We start from the raw sequence: 18,481 nt of genomic DNA, 5'->3' as shown, positions 1-18,481 counted from the left end.
GTGAATGCCCCGCAGCACCTGGTTCAAAGCTTTCGTCCTGTTTTTTGCCCTCTGGGCTTCATTCAGTCAGGCAGACAACGGTTGGCAACCTGTTCAGGAAACTATCCGTAAGAGCGACAAAGATACCCGGCAATATCAGGCGATACGCCTTGATAACGGCATGGTTGTGTTGCTGGTGTCCGACGCGCAGGCGGTAAAATCGCTCTCCGCGCTGGTGGTGCCAGTCGGCTCGCTTGAAGATCCGGATGCGCATCCCGGCCTTGCTCACTATCTTGAGCACATGACACTGATGGGTTCCAAAAAATACCCTCAGCCCGATAGCCTGGCCGAATTCCTGAAACTGCATGGCGGCAGCCACAATGCCAGCACCGCGCCTTATCGCACCGCTTATTATCTGGAAGTGGAGAACAATGCGCTGGAAGGGGCTGTTGATCGCTTAGCCGATGCCATTGCCGCCCCCATGCTGGATAAAAAATATGGTGAACGTGAGCGCAATGCGGTCAACGCCGAGCTGACAATGGCCCGCACGCGTGACGGTATGCGTATGGCGCAGGTCAGCGCGGAAACCATCAATCCGGCGCACCCTGGCGCGCGCTTCTCCGGCGGTAATCTCGAAACCCTCAGCGATAAGCCGGGCAGCCCTGTTCATGCCGCGCTGCTGGCATTTCGCGATAAATACTATTCGGCCAACCTGATGAAAGCGGTGATCTACAGTAACCGCCCATTAGCGGATCTGGCGAAAATTGCTGTCGAAACGTATGGCCGTGTGCCGAATAAGAATATCGACAAGCCGGACATCACGGTTCCCGTGGTGACCGATGCGCAGAAAGGCATCATTATCCATTATGTCCCGGCGGTGCCGCGTAAAGTGCTGCGTGTGGAATTTCGTATCGATAACAATACCGCCGCTTTTCGCAGTAAAACGGACGAGCTTATAACCTACTTAATTGGTAACCGCAGCCCGGGCACGCTCTCGGGCTGGCTGCAAAGTCAGGGGTTGGTAGAAGGTATTCGCGGTGATTCCGATCCGGTAGTGAACGGCAACAGTGGCGTGCTCGCCATCTCTGCAACGTTGACCGATAAAGGCCAGGCCAATCGTGATGAAGTCGTGGCTGCTATTTTCAGCTATCTGCAACTGCTGCGCGAAAAAGGCGTTGATAAACGCTATTTCGACGAGCTGGCACATATTCTCGATCTCGATTTCCGCTATCCCTCTATTACCCGCGATATGGATTACGTCGAGTGGCTGGCGGATACCATGATCCGCGTACCTGTCGCCCATACGCTGGATTCGGTGAACATTGCCGATCGGTTCGATGCCAAAGCGGTACAGGCGCGTCTTGATGAGATGACGCCGCAAAATGCGCGTATCTGGTACATCAGCCCGGATGAACCGCACAATAAAACGGCCTATTTTGTTGAAGCGCCTTACCAGGTGAATAAAATCACGCCAGAAACGTATGCCGACTGGCAGACGCGCCAGAGCCGTATTGCGCTGAAATTCCCGGAGTTGAACCCCTATATTCCCGATGACTTCTCGCTGATAAAACCGGCGAAGCAGTATGAACACCCTGAATTGATTGTCGATGAGCCGACGCTGCGCGTGGTGTATATGCCAAGCCAGTATTTCGCCAATGAGCCCAAAGCGGATGTCAGCGTGGTGCTGCGTAACCCGCAGGCTATGGATAGCGCAAAAAACCAGGTGATATTTGCCCTTAATGATTATCTGGCGGGGCTGGCACTCGATCAGCTCAGCAATCAGGCGGCGGTCGGTGGCATCAGTTTTTCCACCAACGCCAATAACGGGTTGATGCTCAACGCCAACGGTTATACCCAGCGTTTGCCGCAGCTTTTCCAGGCACTGCTGGCGGGTTATTTCAGCTATACGCCGACGGAAGAACAGCTTGCCCAGGCCAAATCCTGGTATGCGCAGATGATGGATTCTGCCGAAAAAGGCAAAGCGTTCGATCAGGCAATTATGCCGGTCCAGATGTTGTCACAGGTGCCTTATTTCCAGCGTGAAGAGCGTCGCGCACTGCTGCCGTCTATTACCTTGCAGGATATTTTGCACTACCGTGATGCGCTGAAAGATAATGCGCGTCCGGAATTCCTGGTGGTGGGTAACCTGAGCGAACAGCAGACGAAAGACCTCGCTCATGACGTGCAAAAACAGCTTGGCGCTAACGGTACGGTGTGGTGCCGAAACCAGAACGTCGTGGTGGACAAGCAGCAGAATGTGAGCTTTGAAAAAGCGGGCAACAGTACGGACTCCGCACTCGCGGCGGTGTTCGTACCTACCGGTTTTGATGAGTTCAGCAGTTCGGCATACAGCGCGATGTTAGGGCAAATCGTGCAGCCGTGGTTCTATAACCAACTGCGTACAGAAGAACAACTGGGGTATGCCGTGTTCGCCTTCCCTATGAGCGTAGGTCGCCAGTGGGGTATGGGGTTCTTGTTGCAAAGCAATGATAAGCAGCCAGCCTATCTCTGGGAGCGCTACAAGGCTTTCTTCCCCACCGCAGAAGCGAAATTACGGGCAATGAAGCCGGAAGAGTTTGCGCAACTTCAGCAGGGCGTCATCGCGCAACTTACGCAAGCGCCGCAAACGTTAGGTGAAGAAGCTTCCAAACTCAGCAAAGATTTTGATCGTGGCAATATGCGCTTCGATTCGCGTGATAAAGTAGTCGCTCAGATAAAACTGCTGACGCCGCAAAAACTTGCCGATTTCTTCCATCAGGCGGTGGTAGAGCCGCAAGGTATGGCGATCCTGTCGCAGATCTCCGGTAGCCAGAGCGGTAAAGCAGATTATGCCCGCCCGCAAGGCTGGAAGGTCTGGGATAGCACCAGCGCGTTGCAGCAAACCTTACCGAAGATGACCGAGAAAGATGAGAGAAACGACCGCTGAGACCCTTGATCCCCTGCGCTTGCCGCTCACCGGCGAGCGCCTGATTGAAGCCTCGGCGGGTACCGGTAAAACCTTTACCATCGCCGCGCTTTATTTGCGGCTGCTATTAGGGTTAGGCGGCAGCGCCGCCTACCCGCGCCCACTCAGCGTTGAAGAACTGCTGGTGGTGACTTTCACCGAGGCTGCGACAGAAGAGCTGCGCGGCCGCATTCGCAGTAACATCCATGAGTTGCGCATTGCTTGCCTGCGCGAAACGAGCGATAACCCGCTATACGCACGCCTGCTGGACGAGATTGCCGATAAGCAACAGGCGGCGCAGTGGCTGCTGCTGGCAGAGCGGCAAATGGACGAAGCGGCAATCTTTACGATCCACGGTTTTTGCCAGCGCATGCTGAGCCTCAATGCCTTCGAATCCGGCATGCTGTTTGAACTGCAACTGCTGGAAGATGAGTCGCTGCTGCGTTACCAGGCCTGTGCGGATTTCTGGCGTCGTCACTGCTACCCGCTAGCGCGTGAAATTGCTGAAGTTATCCATGCTTCGTGGAAAGGACCGCAGGATCTGCTGAAAGCGATCGATCGTTATCTGCAAGGGGAAGCGCCACAAATTAAAACGCCGCCCGCAGCAGACGAAACGCTGGCCTCGCGCCATCAGCAAATTATTGCGCAGATTGGTGAGGTGAAGCGTCAGTGGAGCGCTTGCGTCAATGAAATCGAGCCACTGCTCGAAAACTCCGGTATTGACCGACGTAAATTTAACCGTGGCAACCAGGCGAAATGGATCGAGAAAATCTCCACCTGGGCGCAGGAAGAGACCCGTAGTTACCTGTTGCCGGACGCGCTGGAAAAATTCACTCAGTCCTTTCTTACTGAACGCACAAAACCTGACGGCGTTGTGCCAGAACACCCGCTTTTCGTCGCCATTGAAAACTTGCTGGCGCAGTCATTGACGCTTAACGATCTGGTGCTGACCAGCGCGATGCGTGAGATTCGTGAAACGGTGGCAAAAGAGAAACGTCGGCGCGGCGAACTGGGCTTTGATGACATGCTCAGCCGCCTTGATGATGCCCTGCGAAGCCCGAACGGCGAAGCGTTGGCCGCGGCAATCCGCACCCGTTTCCCGGTTGCGATGATCGATGAGTTTCAGGATACCGACCCGCAGCAGTACCGTATTTTTAGCCGCATCTGGTTGAAACAGCCGGATTGCGGTTTATTGCTGATTGGCGATCCAAAGCAGGCCATTTACGCATTTCGCGGCGCGGATATTTTCACGTATATGAAAGCGCGCGATGAAGTGAGTGCCCGCTATACGCTGGATACCAACTGGCGCTCGTCGCCTGGCATGATTGCCAGCGTCAACCAGCTCTTCAGCCGGATGGACGACGCTTTCATGTTCCGTCAGATCCCGTTCCAGCCGGTAAAACCCGCCGCCAAAAACGCAGGTTTACGTTTTGCGTATCAGGGGGAAACACAGCCAGCGATGAAGCTGTGGCTGATGGAGGGCGACGGCGTAAGCGTCGGGGATTATCAGGGATTTATGGCGCAGTTATGCGCAGCGCAAATCCGCGACTGGCTGAGCGCCGGGCTGCGGGGCGAAGCGCTGCTGTATGAAGGGGAAAACGCGCGGCCGGTAAAAGCCTCGGATATTACCGTGCTGGTGCGCAGCCGCCATGAAGCCTCACTTATTCGCGATGCGCTAACGTTACTGAATATTCCGTCTGTGTATCTTTCCAACCGCGACAGCGTTTTTGAAACACCGGAAGCGCAGGAGTTGCTGTGGCTATTGCAGGCGGTGCTGGCGCCGGAGCGCGAAAGTACGCTGCGCAGTGCGCTGGCGACCTCCTTGCTGGGGCTTACTGCGCTGGATATTGATGCGCTCAACCAGAATGAGCTGGCGTGGGATGAGATTGTTGAAGAGTTTTCTGGCTATCGCGAGCTGTGGCAAAAACGCGGTGTGATGGCGATGTTGCGCAGACTGATGAGTGCGCGACATGTGGCGGAAAACTTGCTGGCGACCCCCGGCGGTGAACGACGGCTGACGGATATCCTGCACATCAGCGAGTTGTTGCAGGAGGCGGGGACGCAACTGGAAAGTGAACACGCACTTACCCGCTGGCTGGCGCAGCGTATTGCCGAGCCGAACGCTAATGCATCAAGCGAGCAATTGCGGCTGGAGAGCGATAAACACCTCGTGCAGATTGTCACCATCCACAAATCGAAAGGGCTGGAGTATCCGCTGGTCTGGCTGCCGTTTATCGCCAATTTCCGCATTCAGGATCAGGGCTTTTACCACGATCGTGACTCCTTTGCCGCCGTGCTCGATCTCAGCCATGCCGAAGAGAGTGTCGCGCTGGCGGAAGCAGAGCGTCTGGCCGAAGACCTGCGTTTGCTGTACGTGGCGTTGACGCGTTCTGTCTGGCATTGCAGCCTGGGGGTTGCCCCGCTGTTTCGTCGCCGTGGCGAAAAAGCCGGAGCCAGTGATTTTCACCAGAGCGCGCTGGGGCGGCTTTTGCAGAAAGGCGAAGCGCTGGATGCCGCCGCGTTGCGTAACGTTTTGCAGCAACTGTGCAATGACGATATTGCCCTTTGCATTCCTTCTCTGCCGGACGCCGGGCGCTGGCAGCTGCCGCAAACGGAACCACCGACGCTGAGCGTGCGTGAAATCACGCGGCGCATCAGCGATGACTGGCGTGTCACCAGCTATTCCGGATTGCAGCAGCGGGCTCATGGCATCGCTCAGGATCTGCTGCCGCGTCTGGATATTGACGCAGCCGGAGAGCGAGAAGCGTTGCAGGAGCCGGTATTAACGCCGCATCAGTTTCCGCGCGGCGCGGCACCGGGGACATTTTTGCACAGCTTGTTTGAGGATCTGGATTTTACGCAGCCGGTAGCTGACACCTGGGTTGCAGAGAAACTACTGGCGGGCGGTTACGAAGCACACTGGCAGCCGGTGCTAAGCCGCTGGCTGGAAACCGTGCTGCATGTGCCTCTGGCGCAAACAGGCATCTCGCTGAGCCAGCTGACGAACAAAGAAAAACAGGTGGAGATGGAGTTTTACCTGCCGATTAGCGCCACGCTGAGCGCGGAGGCGCTGGATGAACTCATCCGGCGTTATGATCCGCTCTCGGCTGGCTGCCCGCCGCTTGATTTCCGCGATGTGCGCGGCATGTTGAAAGGCTTTATCGACCTGGTGTTTCGCCACAACGGGCGCTATTACCTGCTGGATTACAAATCTAACTGGCTGGGCGAGAGCGCAGAAGCCTACACGCAAGCAGCCATGGCGGCGGCGATGCAGTCGCACCGTTATGACTTGCAGTACCAGCTTTACAGCCTGGCATTGCACCGCTTTTTGCGTCATCGCATTACAGGGTATGACTACGAACGTCATTTCGGCGGCGTGATTTATCTGTTTCTGCGTGGCGTGGATGCGCAAAACCCACAACAGGGGATTTTCACTATCCGGCCTGATGTTGAATTAATTACACAAATGGACGACCTGTTCGCAGGCGTTGCGCCGGAGGTTGCGCCATGAGTATGCAAAATTTGCTACAGGAAGCGGTGGAGCAGAAATTGCTGCGTGCGCTGGATGTGCAGTTTGCGCTGACGGTCGCCACGGAACAGGAACCCGCCGTGATGCTGGCTGCAGCGCTGCTCAGCCATGATACTGGTGAAGGGCACGTATGCCTGCCGCTCGCGCGTCTTACGCCTGAGACATACGGTAACGACTCACCGCTGTTTAGCGAGTTATTCGCCCTCGCGGGCAACCCGGATGACTGGCGTAACGTCTTGCTGCGTTCGCCCGCAGTGAGCGAATGTGAAGCCGCGACGCCGATGATCCTCACCGATTCTCGCCTCTATCTGAACCGCATGTGGTGTCATGAGCGGCGGGTTGCCGCGTTTTTTGCCGCACAAGCGCCACTTCAGGATGTCGATGAAACGCGAATGGCGCAGACGCTGGAGACGCTATTTCCCTCCTCGTCGGAAACTGAAATCAACTGGCAAAAAGTGGCCGCTGCCGTGGCGCTTACCCGGCGGATTTCGGTGATTTCCGGTGGTCCAGGAACCGGCAAAACCACAACCGTGGCGAAACTGCTTGCCGCGCTGGTGCAGATGGTGGACGGCGACAAGTGCCGAATTTGCCTTGCCGCGCCAACCGGTAAAGCTGCCGCGCGCCTGACCGAATCGCTGGGCAGTGCGCTACGCCAGTTGCAACTGGATGCCCGACAAAAAGCGATGTTGCCGGATGAAGCCAGCACGCTGCACCGGTTGCTTGGCGCGCAGCCCGGCAGCCAGCGCATGCGTCACCATGCGGGTAACCCGTTGCATCTGGATGTGCTGGTCGTCGATGAAGCATCAATGATCGACTTACCCATGATGTCCCGCTTGATTGATGCGCTGCCTTCACGCGCCCGGGTCATTTTCCTCGGCGATCGCGATCAACTGGCCTCGGTGGAGGCCGGCGCGGTGCTGGGTGATATTTGCGCGTGGGTCAATGCCGGGTATAGCGCTGAACGCGCAGCGCAATTGTCGCGTCTGACGGGCGCTCAGGTTCCCGAAGGTATCGCCGAGGCAGGCAGCTTGCGCGATAGCCTCTGTTTGCTGCAAAAAAGCTACCGCTTTGGCAGTGATTCCGGGATTGGCCAGCTCGCCGCCGCCGTCAACCGGGGCGATAAACGCGCGATGCAAGCGGTATTCAGCCAGGGCTTTGCTGACATTGAGCGTAAACCCCTGAACAGCGCGGAAGAGTATCAGGGCATGATTGACGATGCGCTGGCGGGTTACGCGCGCTTTCTCTCATTGGTGCGAAGCCACGCCGGGCCGAAAGAGGTGATTGCCGCCTTTGGCGAATATCAGCTGCTCTGCGCCTTGCGCGAAGGGCCGTTTGGCGTCAGCGGGCTGAATGAGCGGCTTGAACTGGCGCTGGTGCGTCAGCACCAGATTACCCGGCTGGCGCATTCGCGCTGGTATCACGGGCGACCGGTAATGATTTCGCGTAACGATTCGGCGCTGGGGTTGTTTAACGGCGATATCGGCATCGCGCTGGATCAAGGGCAGGGGATCCGCGTCTGGTTTCCGATGCCGGACGGCGAAATCAAACCGGTATTGCCTAGCCGTTTGCCGGAGCATGACACCGCGTGGGCGATGACGGTGCATAAATCGCAGGGGTCGGAGTTTGATCATGCCGCGCTGATCCTGCCGGGACAGATTGCACCGGTGGTGACGCGTGAACTGGTTTATACTGCGATAACCCGCGCCCGTAATCGCTTGTCGGTGTATGCCGACGAACGCGTGCTGGGGCAGGCGATCGCGACGCGCACTGAACGGCGCAGCGGGCTGGATTCACTCTTTCGTTCCTGGATGTAAAAAGCCCCCGCAGAAGGCGGGGGCGAAAGCTCAGGTGAGATCGGCCATCAGCACTTTTGACCGGCGCTGGTAGTTGTACATCTCTTTTTTGGTTTCCGGCAGGGAATCAATATCCACTGGCGTGAAACCGCGCTCCTGGAACCAGTGAATGCTGCGGGTGGTTAGCACAAACAGTTTGCTCAGCCCCATTTGCTTCGCCTGAGCGGCAATGCGCTCCAGCAGCACTTCGCCGCGCGATGAGCTGCGGTAATCGGGATGAACCGCGACACAGGCCATCTCCCCAATTTTCTCTTCCGGGAAGGGGTAAAGCGCCGCACAGGCGATGGTCAGGTTATCGCGCTCGATGATCGTGAACTTGTCGATCTCCATTTCCAGCTGTTCGCGCGAGCGGCGTACCAGGATCCCTTGCTGTTCCAGCGGGCGGATAAGTTCCAGGATCCCGCCGATATCGTTGATAGTGGCGCGGCGGATCTGCTCGGCGCTTTCCATCACAATTTGCGTACCGATACCGTCGCGTGAGAAGAGTTCCTGCAACAGCGCGCCGTCTTCCTGGTAGCTGATTAAATGGCTGCGGCGCACACCGCTGCGGCAGGCTTTGACCGCGCCACGCAGGAAACGCACGGTGCCGGAGTGGTAATCGCCACGAGCTTCCAGCGTCTCGACGCGCGCCTGCGCTTCATTCGGGAACAGCTCAGAAACGATTTCGCCTTCATCATTCATCACACCTTGCGACGAACAAAAGCCGATCATCTTTTCCGCTTTCAGTTTGATCGCAAGCTGAGTGGCAATCTCTTCCGAGGTCAGATTAAAACTTTCGCCAGTGACCGAAACTGCCACCGGCCCCATCAGCACAATCGCGCCGCTGGCAAGCTGGCGGTTAATCGCCTCTTCATCAATACGACGAATACGGCCGCTGTGGCAGTAGTCGACACCATCATCCACGCCCAGAGGCTGAGAAATAATAAAATTGCCGCTAACGACATTAATATGCGCGCCTTGCAGTGGCGTATTGTTGAGGCTCATCGACAAACGTGCGGTGATATCCAGTTGCAACAACCCGGCAGCTTGCTTAACCAGCTCAAGGGTTTTCGCGTCGGTAACGCGGGTATGTTTGTGGTAAATCGGCTCATGGTTGTGTTCGGCGAGATTCGCGTCGATCTGCGGACGCGCGCCGTAGACCACCACCAGCCGGATACCCAGGCTATGCAGCAGGCCGATGTCATTGACAATACTGGAAAAGTTTTCATGCTCAATGGCTTCACCGCCGAGCATAATGACAAATGTCTTGCCACGGTGGGCATTAATATAGGGAACGGAGTGGCGAAATCCCTGCACCAGTTCGGTTCTACGCTCTTTTACCACGGCCTGTCCTCAATGCATGATTATTCGTAAATTGTGTATTTTTATTCTTTTCTGCCGCCGCGTGCAAGTGCAAATTTTGCTGTCGTATAACAAATGTTCCTCGCCGCAGCCCGCGGGCAGACATATGTTTACCCTTTAATAGATGACAGTTTATGCATCATTCGTTAAAGTTTTCCGTCAATTTTGACGAATATTATTACGTAGATAAAAATTGCTCGGGAGAAGCATGTCGGGAAGTCAATCAGCGCTGAGCCGCCGCAGATTTTTAAAAGGCGCGGGGGCCATGTGGTTATTAAGCGTGAGCCAAATTGGTTTGGCCGCAGTCAGCCAGGTGGTGGCGGTTCGCGTCTGGCCAGCGTCAAGCTATACGCGCGTGACGGTGGAATCGAACCATGTCGTCAAATATAAGCAGTTCGCGTTGAGTAATCCCGACCGGCTGGTGGTGGATCTTGAAGGTGTGCATCTGAACTCCGTGTTAAAAGGCATGGGCGCGCAGATCCGTGGCGACGATCCTTATATCAAATCCGCGCGGGTAGGGCAGTTCGATCCGCAGACCGTGCGCATGGTGTTTGAGCTGAAACAGGACGTGAAGCCGCAGCTGTTCGCGCTGGCGCCGGTGGCCGGTTTTAAAGAGCGTCTGGTGATGGATCTCTACCCGGCCAATGCGAAAGATGTGCAGGACCCGCTGCTGGCGCTGCTTGAAGAGTACAACAAAGGCGATCTTGAGCAGCAGGTGCCGCCCGCAGAGAGCGGTCCGAAGCCGGGGAAAGCCGGGCGTGACAGACCAATTGTGATCATGCTCGATCCTGGTCACGGCGGTGAAGATCCGGGGGCGATGGGGAAATATCGCACCCGGGAAAAAGATGTGGTGCTGCAAATCGCGCGTCGGCTGCATGCGCTGATCGAGAAAGAGAGCAATATGAAAGCCTATATGACGCGCAACGAGGATGTGTTTATTCCGTTGAAAGTGCGCGTTGCCAAGGCGCAGAAACAGCGCGCTGACCTGTTTGTGTCGATTCACGCTGATGCTTTCAGCAGCCGCCAGCCGAGCGGTTCTTCTGTCTTTGCGCTGTCGACCAAAGGGGCGACCAGTACCGCCGCGAAATATCTGGCGGAAACGCAGAACGCGTCCGACTTAATCGGTGGGGTGAGCAAGAGCGGCGATCGCTATCTGGATCACACCATGTTCGATATGGTGCAGTCGTTAACCATTAACGACAGCCTGAAGTTTGGCAAAGCGGTGCTCAATAAACTTGGCAATATTAATAACCTGCATAAAAACCAGGTTGAACAGGCCGGCTTCGCGGTGCTGAAAGCGCCGGACATTCCGTCAATTCTGGTGGAGACCGCGTTTATCAGTAACGTGGAAGAGGAGCGTAAGCTGAAGACGGCGAAATTCCAGCAGGAAGTAGCGGAGTCGATTCTGGCAGGGATTAAAGCCTACTTCGCGGATGGCGCGACGCTGGCGAGAAGGGGATAACAGAGTGGCGCTGAACAGCGCCATTTTTTTTGCGAACCACAGAAACAAAAAAACACCCGTTAAGGTGTTTATTGTGTTGGTTGCGGGGGCCGGATTTGAACCGACGACCTTCGGGTTATGAGCCCGACGAGCTACCAGGCTGCTCCACCCCGCGTCCGTCTTGTTTACACTTCCGTCATGTAAACTTTTTTCTTCACATTTTAATTGGTTGCGGGGGCCGGATTTGAACCGACGACCTTCGGGTTATGAGCCCGACGAGCTACCAGGCTGCTCCACCCCGCGTCCGTGGATGCGCACTATACTCTGCAAACGTTTTGATGCAACCTTTTTTTTGCCTGGATCGCATAATTGGCGGGATTATGTGTAAAAACAACACAATCCGTTTATTTTTTGCACTAAATTAGCGCCGGGTAGTGATAGCGCATTTCATTAGCGGGTGGGGTTTGTTATCTTCACCCCGCTCCGGGTTAATCAGAAGATGAGAGATAATGAAAGGACGTTGGGTTAAGTTCGCACTCACAGGCGCAATGGTGGCAATTCTCGCGGCCTGCTCTTCAAAACCGACCGATCGCGGTCAACAGTATAAAGACGGAAAATTTTCCCAGCCTTTTTCCCTGGTCAATCAACCTGACGCCGTAGGGGCGCCAATCAACGCCGGAGATTTCTCCGAACAGGTTAACCAAATTCGCAGCGCCTCGCCGCGCCTCTACGGCAGCCAGAGCGGCGTCTATAACGCGATTCAGTCGTGGCTGATGTCCGGTGGCGATACGCGTAATTTGCGCCAGTTTGGCCTCGACGCCTGGCAAATGGAAGGCACGGATAACTATGGCAACGTGCAATTCACCGGTTACTACACGCCAGTTGTGCAGGCGCGCCATACCCGCCAGGGCGAGTTCCAGTACCCCATCTACCGTATGCCGCCTAAACGCGGTCGCTTGCCATCCCGCGCGGAAATCTACGCCGGTGCGCTCAGTGACAGTTATGTGCTGGCCTACAGCAACTCGCTGATGGACAACTTCATTATGGATGTGCAGGGCAGCGGCTATATCGATTTTGGCGACGGCAGCCCGCTTAACTTCTTCAGCTATGCCGGGAAAAACGGCCACGCTTACCGCAGCATCGGCAAAGTGCTGATCGATCGTGGTGAAGTGAAGCGCGAAGATATGTCGATGCAGGCGATTCGCGAATGGGGCGAAAAACACAGTGAAGCGGAAGTTCGCGCGTTGCTGGAAGAGAACGCCTCGTTCGTCTTCTTTAAACCGCAATCCTGGGCACCGGTAAAAGGTGCCAGCGCGGTGCCGTTGATTGGCCGTGCGTCTGTCGCTTCCGACCGGTCGATTATTCCGCCGGGCACGACGCTGCTGGCGGAAGTGCCGCAGCTTGATAACAACGGCAAGTTCAACGGTAAATATGAGCTGCGCCTGATGGTGGCGCTTGATGTTGGTGGCGCAATCAAAGGCCAGCACTTCGATATTTATCAGGGTATTGGCCCGGATGCGGGTCATCGCGCCGGATGGTACAACCATTATGGCCGCGTCTGGGTGTTGAAAACCGCCCCCGGAACCGGCGCTGGCGGCGGCGTGTTCAGCGGCTGAGTGTGCTACACTCGCACCCTCTTCCGGCTCCGGAAGAGGGTCTTTCGTTTCATCTTGAGGTTTGTTTATGTCAGCAGTAATCAGTGACGCCTGGCGCCAGCGCTTTGGCGGCACCGCGCGGTTGTATGGTGAAAAAGCGCTGCAGTGGTTTGCCGACGCGCATATCTGCGTGGTGGGCATTGGCGGTGTCGGCTCGTGGGCGGCAGAAGCGCTGGCGCGCACCGGTATTGGTGCGATCACGCTGATTGATATGGATGATGTCTGCGTGACGAACACCAACCGGCAAATCCACGCGCTGCGTGAAAATGTGGGGCTGGCGAAAGCCGAGGTGATGGCGGAGCGTATTCGCCAGATAAACCCGGAGTGCCTGGTGACGGTGGTTGATGATTTTGTCACTGCCGATAACGTCGCACAGTTAATGAACCGTGATTACAGCTATGTGATTGATGCGATTGATAGCGTGCGCCCAAAAGCGGCGCTCATTGCTTACTGCCGACGCAATAAGATCCCGCTGGTAACGACCGGTGGCGCAGGTGGGCAGATCGATCCGACCCAGATCCAGGTGAGCGATCTGGCGAAAACCATTCAGGATCCGCTGGCGGCGAAACTGCGCGAGCGCTTAAAAAGCGATTTTGGCGTAGTCAAGAACAGCAAAGGCAAGCTGGGCGTGGATTGCGTGTTTTCCACCGAAGCGCTGGTTTACCCGCAGGCGGATGGCTCGGTGTGTGCGATGAAAAGCACGGCGGAAGGGCCAAAACGCATGGATTGCGCCGCCGGTTTCGGCGCGGCGACCATGGTGACCGCGACGTTTGGCTTTATCGCGGTCTCCCATGCCCTGAAAAAACTGATGGCGAAGGCGGAACGTCAGGCTAGCGCCTGACGGGCTGCTTCCTGCACGGCGGCGGCCAGCGCCGCCAGCCCCTGGCTACGTGACGCGCTAAGCTGGGCGCGTAAGCCCAGCTCATCAAACAGCGCCAGCGGATCGTTTTCCACCAGCGTTTGCGGGGTTTTGCCTTCTACGGCGGTGAGCAGGACTGCCAGCAACCCGCGCACGATGCGGCCTTCACTGTCGCCAAAAAAGTGCATTTTTCCGTCCACGCCGAGCGTGGAACCCAGCCAGACACGATTTTCACAGCCGGGAATTTCCCGCGCCTGCGCTTTTAATTCGTCCGTCGCCGCAGGCAGTTGCTTGCCGAGCAGGATCAACTGGCGGTACTTCTCTTCCCACTGATTAAGTGCGCCAAATGTCTGGCGCAGTGTCTCTTCGGTTACCACCGTGCCGAACGGATGTCCGGCAAAAGCAGGGCTGGTCATGCATCCCCCAGAATGTCGAGTGCGCGATCAACAGCGACTATCAGCGCATCAACATCGTGTTGCGTATTGTATGGGGCAAATGAAGCGCGCAGCGTACCACTGACCCCCAGCGCCGCCAGCAATGGTTGCGCGCAGTGTTGCCCGGCGCGCAGCGCGATACCGTAACCGGCAAGGAGCGTCACCATATCGCTGTGGTGAATGCCGTCGAAATCGAAAGCCAACAGGCTGGAATCCTGGCAGCGGAAAGAGCGGAAACCCGGACGCTGTGCCAGTTGCTCCTCAGCAAGCGTGGCTAACCCACGGCTGTAGCTCTCCGCCTGAACGATATCCATCGTGTCCAGCCACTCAAGCGCGGCGCTTAAACCAATCACCCCTGCGACGTTAGGCGTCCCGGCTTCCAGCTTGTACGGCACCGGTTGCGTGGTGAAGCCATCAAACGTCACTTCGGTAATCATCTTGCCGCCGCCGAGCCACGGTGTCATTTCATTGAGCAGTTCCGCTTTGCCGTACAGCGCACCGATGCCATTTGGTCCATACAGCTTGTGGCCAGAGAAGGCGTAAAAATCGATATCCAGACGCTGAACGTTCGCCGGGAAATGCACCACGCCTTGTGCGCCGTCAACCACCACGATCATGCCTGCCGCATGCGCCAGGGTAATGGCGCGTTCCAGATCCGGGCAGCCACCGGTGACGTTGGACATCTGTCCGAGCGCCAGAATCCGGCTACGTGGAGTAATTAATTGTGGTAACTGCGCGATATCCGGTAAGTGGTCGGCGCCCAGCGGTAATTTCACCACTTTTGCGCCGGTCTGCTGCGCGACCATCAGCCACGGCACCAGGTTCGCGTGGTGTTCCGCTTCACTGACGAGGATTTCATCCCCGGCTTGCAGACGCGGGCGGGCGTAGCATTGCGCGACCATATTGATGGCTTCTGTGGTGCCGCGCGTCCAGACGATATTTTTCCCGGAGGGCGCGTTAAGGAGGGCGGCAACCTGTTCGCGCGCCGCTTCATAACGGGCGGTAAGCTGTTGCGCCTGCGCGAACTGGCTGCGATGCACGTTGCCAGCGCTCAGGCTGTAGAACTGTTGCGTGGCGTCAATCACGGCTTGCGGCTTCAGGGCGGTAGCGGCGCTGTCGAGATAGACGCCCGCATCGGCAAGCGCCGGAAACTGCGCGCGAAAGTGCGCTGGGTTAAATGCGTTCATGCGATTCCTCATCTAATTACTCAGATCGTCGCGCAATTTTTCGGTCGTAGCAAGGCAGTTGATAACCATCGGAATTGTCTGTTTGTCCTGGCAGAGTCCGGTAAGCAGGTTATGCTGAATAGTGTTAGTTAATCGTTCGAGACTCTTCCGTGAAGAGTATTTCACAGCATTAATTGCCAGAAGGAGAAGAAGATGAAAAAGGCTGCCGCAATTATTTCTGCATGTGCTTTTGCTTTTGCCCTGAGCGCTTGTTCCAGCCCGAACTATGCATTACACACCAACGATGGTCGTACGATTATTTCGGAAGGTAAACCGAAAACCGACGATCAGACCGGCATGATCTCTTATAAAGACGCCAACGGTAACGAGCAACAGATCAACCGTACCGACGTTAAAGAGATGGTCGCGCTGGATAAATAACCCTGATTTCAGGTAAAAAAAAGCACCGCAATCTTGCGGTGCTACATTAATCACTATGGACAGACAGGGTAAATGTACAGGAAGTGAAAAAGGGGTAGCGTCGCTACCGGGGTCTGAATAGCAGACCAAATTGCAAACACAACAACACAACATCACAACCGTAAGCCAAAAGCCTTTCAGAACACACATTCCAAAAAAAGCTTCTCGTTCCGGCTCAGGAGGTGCCGCCACTATAGGTATTTGCTGGTAGAAGCTCAACGGACAATTTATAATGGCTCAGATAAAAAAAACTAATAGGTTAAACACTGTTTCCTGTTTGTTAAATTGCCTTTACATCTAAGCCTGATAACCATGTCCAAGCGATTACCACCACTGAATGCATTACGTGTTTTTGATGCCGCTGCCCGCCATCTGAGTTTTACGCGCGCCGCCGATGAGCTTTTTGTGACGCAGGCCGCAGTAAGCCACCAAATCAAGTCTCTCGAGGATTTTCTTGGCCTGAAACTGTTCCGTCGACGCAACCGTTCGCTGCTGCTTACCGAGGAAGGTCAGAGTTATTTTCAGGATATCAAAGAGATATTTTCCCAGCTCAATGAGGCCACGCGAAAACTACAAGCACGCAGTGCAAAAGGCGCGCTCACTGTTAGTTTATTGCCCAGTTTTGCCATTCAATGGCTGGTGCCGAGGCTCTCTAGCTTTAACTCAGCTTATCCGGGAATCGACGTGCGCATCCAGGCGGTTGACCGCGAAGAGGACAAACTGGCGGACGATGTTGATGTGGCGATTTTTTATGGTCGCGGCAACTGGCCAGGGCTGCGTGTTGAAAAATTGTACGCAGAATACTTGCTGCCCGTCTGCTCGCCATTATTACTCACTGGCGATAAAGCATTGAAAAAGCCTGAAGATCTGGCGCATCACACCTTGCTGCATGACGCTTCCCGGCGCGACTGGCAAACTTATACGCGCCAGTTAGGTCTTAATCTTAACGTTCAGCAGGGACCTATTTTCAGCCACAGCTCTATGGTGCTGCAGGCCGCTATCCACGGACAGGGGATCGCACTGGCCAACAATGTAATGGCGCAGTCCGAAATTGAGGCAGGTCGTCTGGTCTGCCCGTTTAATGATGTTCTGGTCAGTAAGAACGCGTTTTATCTGGTTTGTCATGACAGCCAGGCAGAACTGGGTAAAATAGCCGCCTTTCGTCAGTGGATCCTGGCAAAAGCGGCCAGCGAACAGGAAAAGTTCCGTTTCCGTTACGAACAATAATTCGCGCGCGTATGGCGCGTATGACTTTTAGGGTACTCACATGACCAGCCGTTTTATGCTGATTTTTGCCGCGGTAAGCGGTTTTGTGTTTGTCGCGCTGGGGGCTTTCGGCGCGCACGTGTTACGTAAATCTTTGGGCGTGGTGGAGATGAGTTGGATCCAGACCGGGCTCGAATATCAGGCGTTCCACACGCTCGCGGTGCTTGGGCTTGCGGTGGCGATGCAGCGCCGCATCAGCATCTGGTTTTACTGGAGCAGCGTTTTTTTGGCGTTCGGCACCGTGTTGTTTAGCGGCAGCCTTTATTGCCTGGCGCTCTCACATTTACGCCTGTGGGCGTTTGTTACGCCGGTCGGTGGCGTCTGTTTTCTCATCGGCTGGGCATTAATGTTAGTTGGCGCAATTCGTCTGAAACGTAGGGGCGTTGTTCATGAATAAAGTGGTATTGCTGTGCCGCCCGGGTTTTGAGAAAGAGTGCGCAGCAGAAATTACCGATAAAGCCGGTCGCCTTGAGGTGTTCGGTTTCGCGCGTGTGAAAGAGAACGCGGGTTACGTTGTGTTTGAATGCTACCAGCAAGACGACGCCGACAAACTGGCGCGCGAGCTGCCGTTCAGTTCGCTGATTTTTGCCCGCCAGATGTTTGTCGTCGGTGAGCTGCTGCGCGACTTACCGCAGGAAGATCGCATTACGCCGATCGTCGGCATGCTGCAGGGCGTCGTGGATAAAGGCGGCGATTTGCGTGTCGAAGTGGCCGATACCAACGAAAGCAAAGAGCTGATGAAGTTCTGCCGCAAGTTTACCGTTCCGCTACGCAGCGCGCTGCGTGAAGCGGGCATCCTGGCGCGTAGTGATTCAGCGAAGCGTCCGGTCGTTCACGTGTTCTTCATTGCGCCGGGTTGTTGCTACACCGGTTATTCGTACTCCTTTAACAACTCGCCGTTCTATATGGGCATCCCGCGCCTGAAGTTCCCATCCGATGCGCCAAGCCGTTCAACGTTGAAACTGGAAGAGGCGTTTCACGTCTTTATTCCGGCAGATGAGTGGGACGAGCGCCTGGCAAATGGAATGTACGCGGTGGATCTCGGTGCATGCCCTGGCGGTTGGACCTATCAGCTGGTGAAACGCAACATGTGGGTAGCGTCCGTGGATAACGGCCCGATGGCGCAAAGCCTGATGGATACCGGCCAGGTGACCTGGCTGCGTGAAGATGGTTTCCGCTATCGACCGAACCGCAACAACATCTCGTGGATGGTGTGCGACATGGTGGAGAAGCCAGCGAAAGTCGCCGCGCTGATGGCGCAGTGGCTGACTAATGGCTGGTGCCGGGAAACCATTTTCAACCTCAAGCTGCCGATGAAAAAGCGTTACGAAGAGGTGTCGAACAACCTGGCGTATATTCAGGCGCAACTGGATGAGCATAACGTTGCCGCGCAGATTCAGGCGCGGCAGCTCTATCATGACCGTGAAGAAGTGACGGTACATGTGCGCAGAATGTGGGCTGCGGTAGGCGGGCGTCGCGACGAACGCTAGCCGCCGGTTGATCACTTCTGCTGAACCCGGACGTGCGCAAAAAT

General features: G+C 55.9%; 13 protein-coding genes and 2 tRNA genes. 10 read left to right on the top strand and 5 right to left on the bottom strand.

Annotated features, from left to right (window positions below; translation table 11 throughout):
* The first annotated feature begins 4 nt into the window (after nt 1–4).
* Genes ptrA through recD form a run of 3 tightly spaced genes read left to right on the top strand, consistent with a single transcriptional unit; the run spans nt 5 to nt 8,266 of the window.
* A complete protein-coding gene (gene ptrA / locus DFO56_RS22065) occupies nt 5–2,905 on the top strand; it encodes a pitrilysin (protein ID WP_045512463.1) in 2,901 nt (966 codons plus the stop codon).
* A complete protein-coding gene (gene recB / locus DFO56_RS22060; RefSeq protein ID WP_045512461.1) occupies nt 2,886–6,434 on the top strand; it encodes an exodeoxyribonuclease V subunit beta in 3,549 nt (1,182 codons plus the stop codon). The genes ptrA and recB overlap by 20 nt, the downstream gene beginning before the upstream one ends.
* A complete protein-coding gene (recD, locus tag DFO56_RS22055) occupies nt 6,431–8,266 on the top strand; it encodes an exodeoxyribonuclease V subunit alpha (protein ID WP_045512455.1) in 1,836 nt (611 codons plus the stop codon). Before recB ends, recD begins: the two co-directional genes overlap by 4 nt.
* Before the next feature lie 30 nt (nt 8,267–8,296).
* On the opposite strand, the gene argA is transcribed toward recD, so the two are convergent.
* A complete protein-coding gene (gene argA, locus DFO56_RS22050; RefSeq protein ID WP_020455043.1) occupies nt 8,297–9,628 on the bottom strand; it encodes an amino-acid N-acetyltransferase in 1,332 nt (443 codons plus the stop codon).
* A 226-nt stretch (nt 9,629–9,854) separates the two neighbouring features.
* Between argA and amiC the strand changes: the two genes are divergently transcribed.
* Complete coding sequence (amiC, locus tag DFO56_RS22040; protein WP_017457697.1) at nt 9,855–11,108, top strand: N-acetylmuramoyl-L-alanine amidase AmiC; 1,254 nt, start codon at nt 9,855–9,857, stop codon at nt 11,106–11,108.
* A gap of 77 nt (nt 11,109–11,185) precedes the next feature.
* On the opposite strand, the gene DFO56_RS22035 is transcribed toward amiC, so the two are convergent.
* A tRNA-Met gene (locus DFO56_RS22035) sits at nt 11,186–11,262 on the bottom strand.
* A gap of 51 nt (nt 11,263–11,313) precedes the next feature.
* A tRNA-Met gene (locus DFO56_RS22030) sits at nt 11,314–11,390 on the bottom strand.
* A 206-nt stretch (nt 11,391–11,596) separates the two neighbouring features.
* Here DFO56_RS22030 and mltA point away from each other — a divergent pair.
* Together mltA and tcdA are read left to right on the top strand one after the other, a co-directional pair.
* A complete protein-coding gene (gene mltA / locus DFO56_RS22025) occupies nt 11,597–12,703 on the top strand; it encodes a murein transglycosylase A (protein WP_020455041.1) in 1,107 nt (368 codons plus the stop codon).
* Nucleotides 12,704–12,770: 67 nt separating this feature from the next.
* Complete coding sequence (gene tcdA, locus DFO56_RS22020; RefSeq protein WP_020455040.1) at nt 12,771–13,583, top strand: tRNA cyclic N6-threonylcarbamoyladenosine(37) synthase TcdA; 813 nt, start codon at nt 12,771–12,773, stop codon at nt 13,581–13,583.
* Here tcdA and csdE read toward each other — a convergent pair.
* Together csdE and csdA are read right to left on the bottom strand one after the other, a co-directional pair.
* Nucleotides 13,568–14,017 (bottom strand): cysteine desulfurase sulfur acceptor subunit CsdE, encoded by a 450-nt coding sequence (gene csdE, locus DFO56_RS22015; RefSeq protein ID WP_045514429.1) that lies wholly within the window; start codon nt 14,015–14,017, stop codon nt 13,568–13,570. The genes tcdA and csdE overlap by 16 nt on opposite strands.
* Nucleotides 14,014–15,222, bottom strand: coding sequence for a cysteine desulfurase CsdA (gene csdA, locus DFO56_RS22010; RefSeq protein WP_020455038.1), 1,209 nt, complete (start codon nt 15,220–15,222; stop codon nt 14,014–14,016). The genes csdE and csdA overlap by 4 nt, the downstream gene beginning before the upstream one ends.
* Nucleotides 15,223–15,414: 192 nt before the next feature.
* Here csdA and DFO56_RS22005 point away from each other — a divergent pair, with 192 nt between their 5' ends.
* The 4 genes from DFO56_RS22005 (at nt 15,415) to rlmM (ending at nt 18,437) form a co-directional block, all read left to right on the top strand.
* Complete coding sequence (locus DFO56_RS22005) at nt 15,415–15,642, top strand: YgdI/YgdR family lipoprotein (protein ID WP_020455037.1); 228 nt, start codon at nt 15,415–15,417, stop codon at nt 15,640–15,642.
* Between the two features lie 351 nt (nt 15,643–15,993).
* Nucleotides 15,994–16,908: a glycine cleavage system transcriptional regulator GcvA gene (gene gcvA / locus DFO56_RS22000; protein WP_017457703.1), complete on the top strand. Its 915-nt coding sequence runs from the start codon at nt 15,994–15,996 to the stop codon at nt 16,906–16,908.
* A gap of 40 nt (nt 16,909–16,948) precedes the next feature.
* Nucleotides 16,949–17,344: a DUF423 domain-containing protein gene (locus DFO56_RS21995; protein ID WP_020455036.1), complete on the top strand. Its 396-nt coding sequence runs from the start codon at nt 16,949–16,951 to the stop codon at nt 17,342–17,344.
* Nucleotides 17,337–18,437 (top strand): 23S rRNA (cytidine(2498)-2'-O)-methyltransferase RlmM, encoded by a 1,101-nt coding sequence (gene rlmM / locus DFO56_RS21990; RefSeq protein WP_045514427.1) that lies wholly within the window; start codon nt 17,337–17,339, stop codon nt 18,435–18,437. Before DFO56_RS21995 ends, rlmM begins: the two co-directional genes overlap by 8 nt.
* Nucleotides 18,438–18,481 lie beyond the last annotated feature (44 nt).

Origin of the sequence: Kosakonia sp. AG348 (assembly GCF_003337365.1) — a bacterium.
Lineage (GTDB): Bacteria > Pseudomonadota > Gammaproteobacteria > Enterobacterales > Enterobacteriaceae > Kosakonia.
The sequence above is the reverse complement of the archived record's forward strand: the minus strand, read 5'-3'. Positions and strand labels throughout refer to the sequence as shown.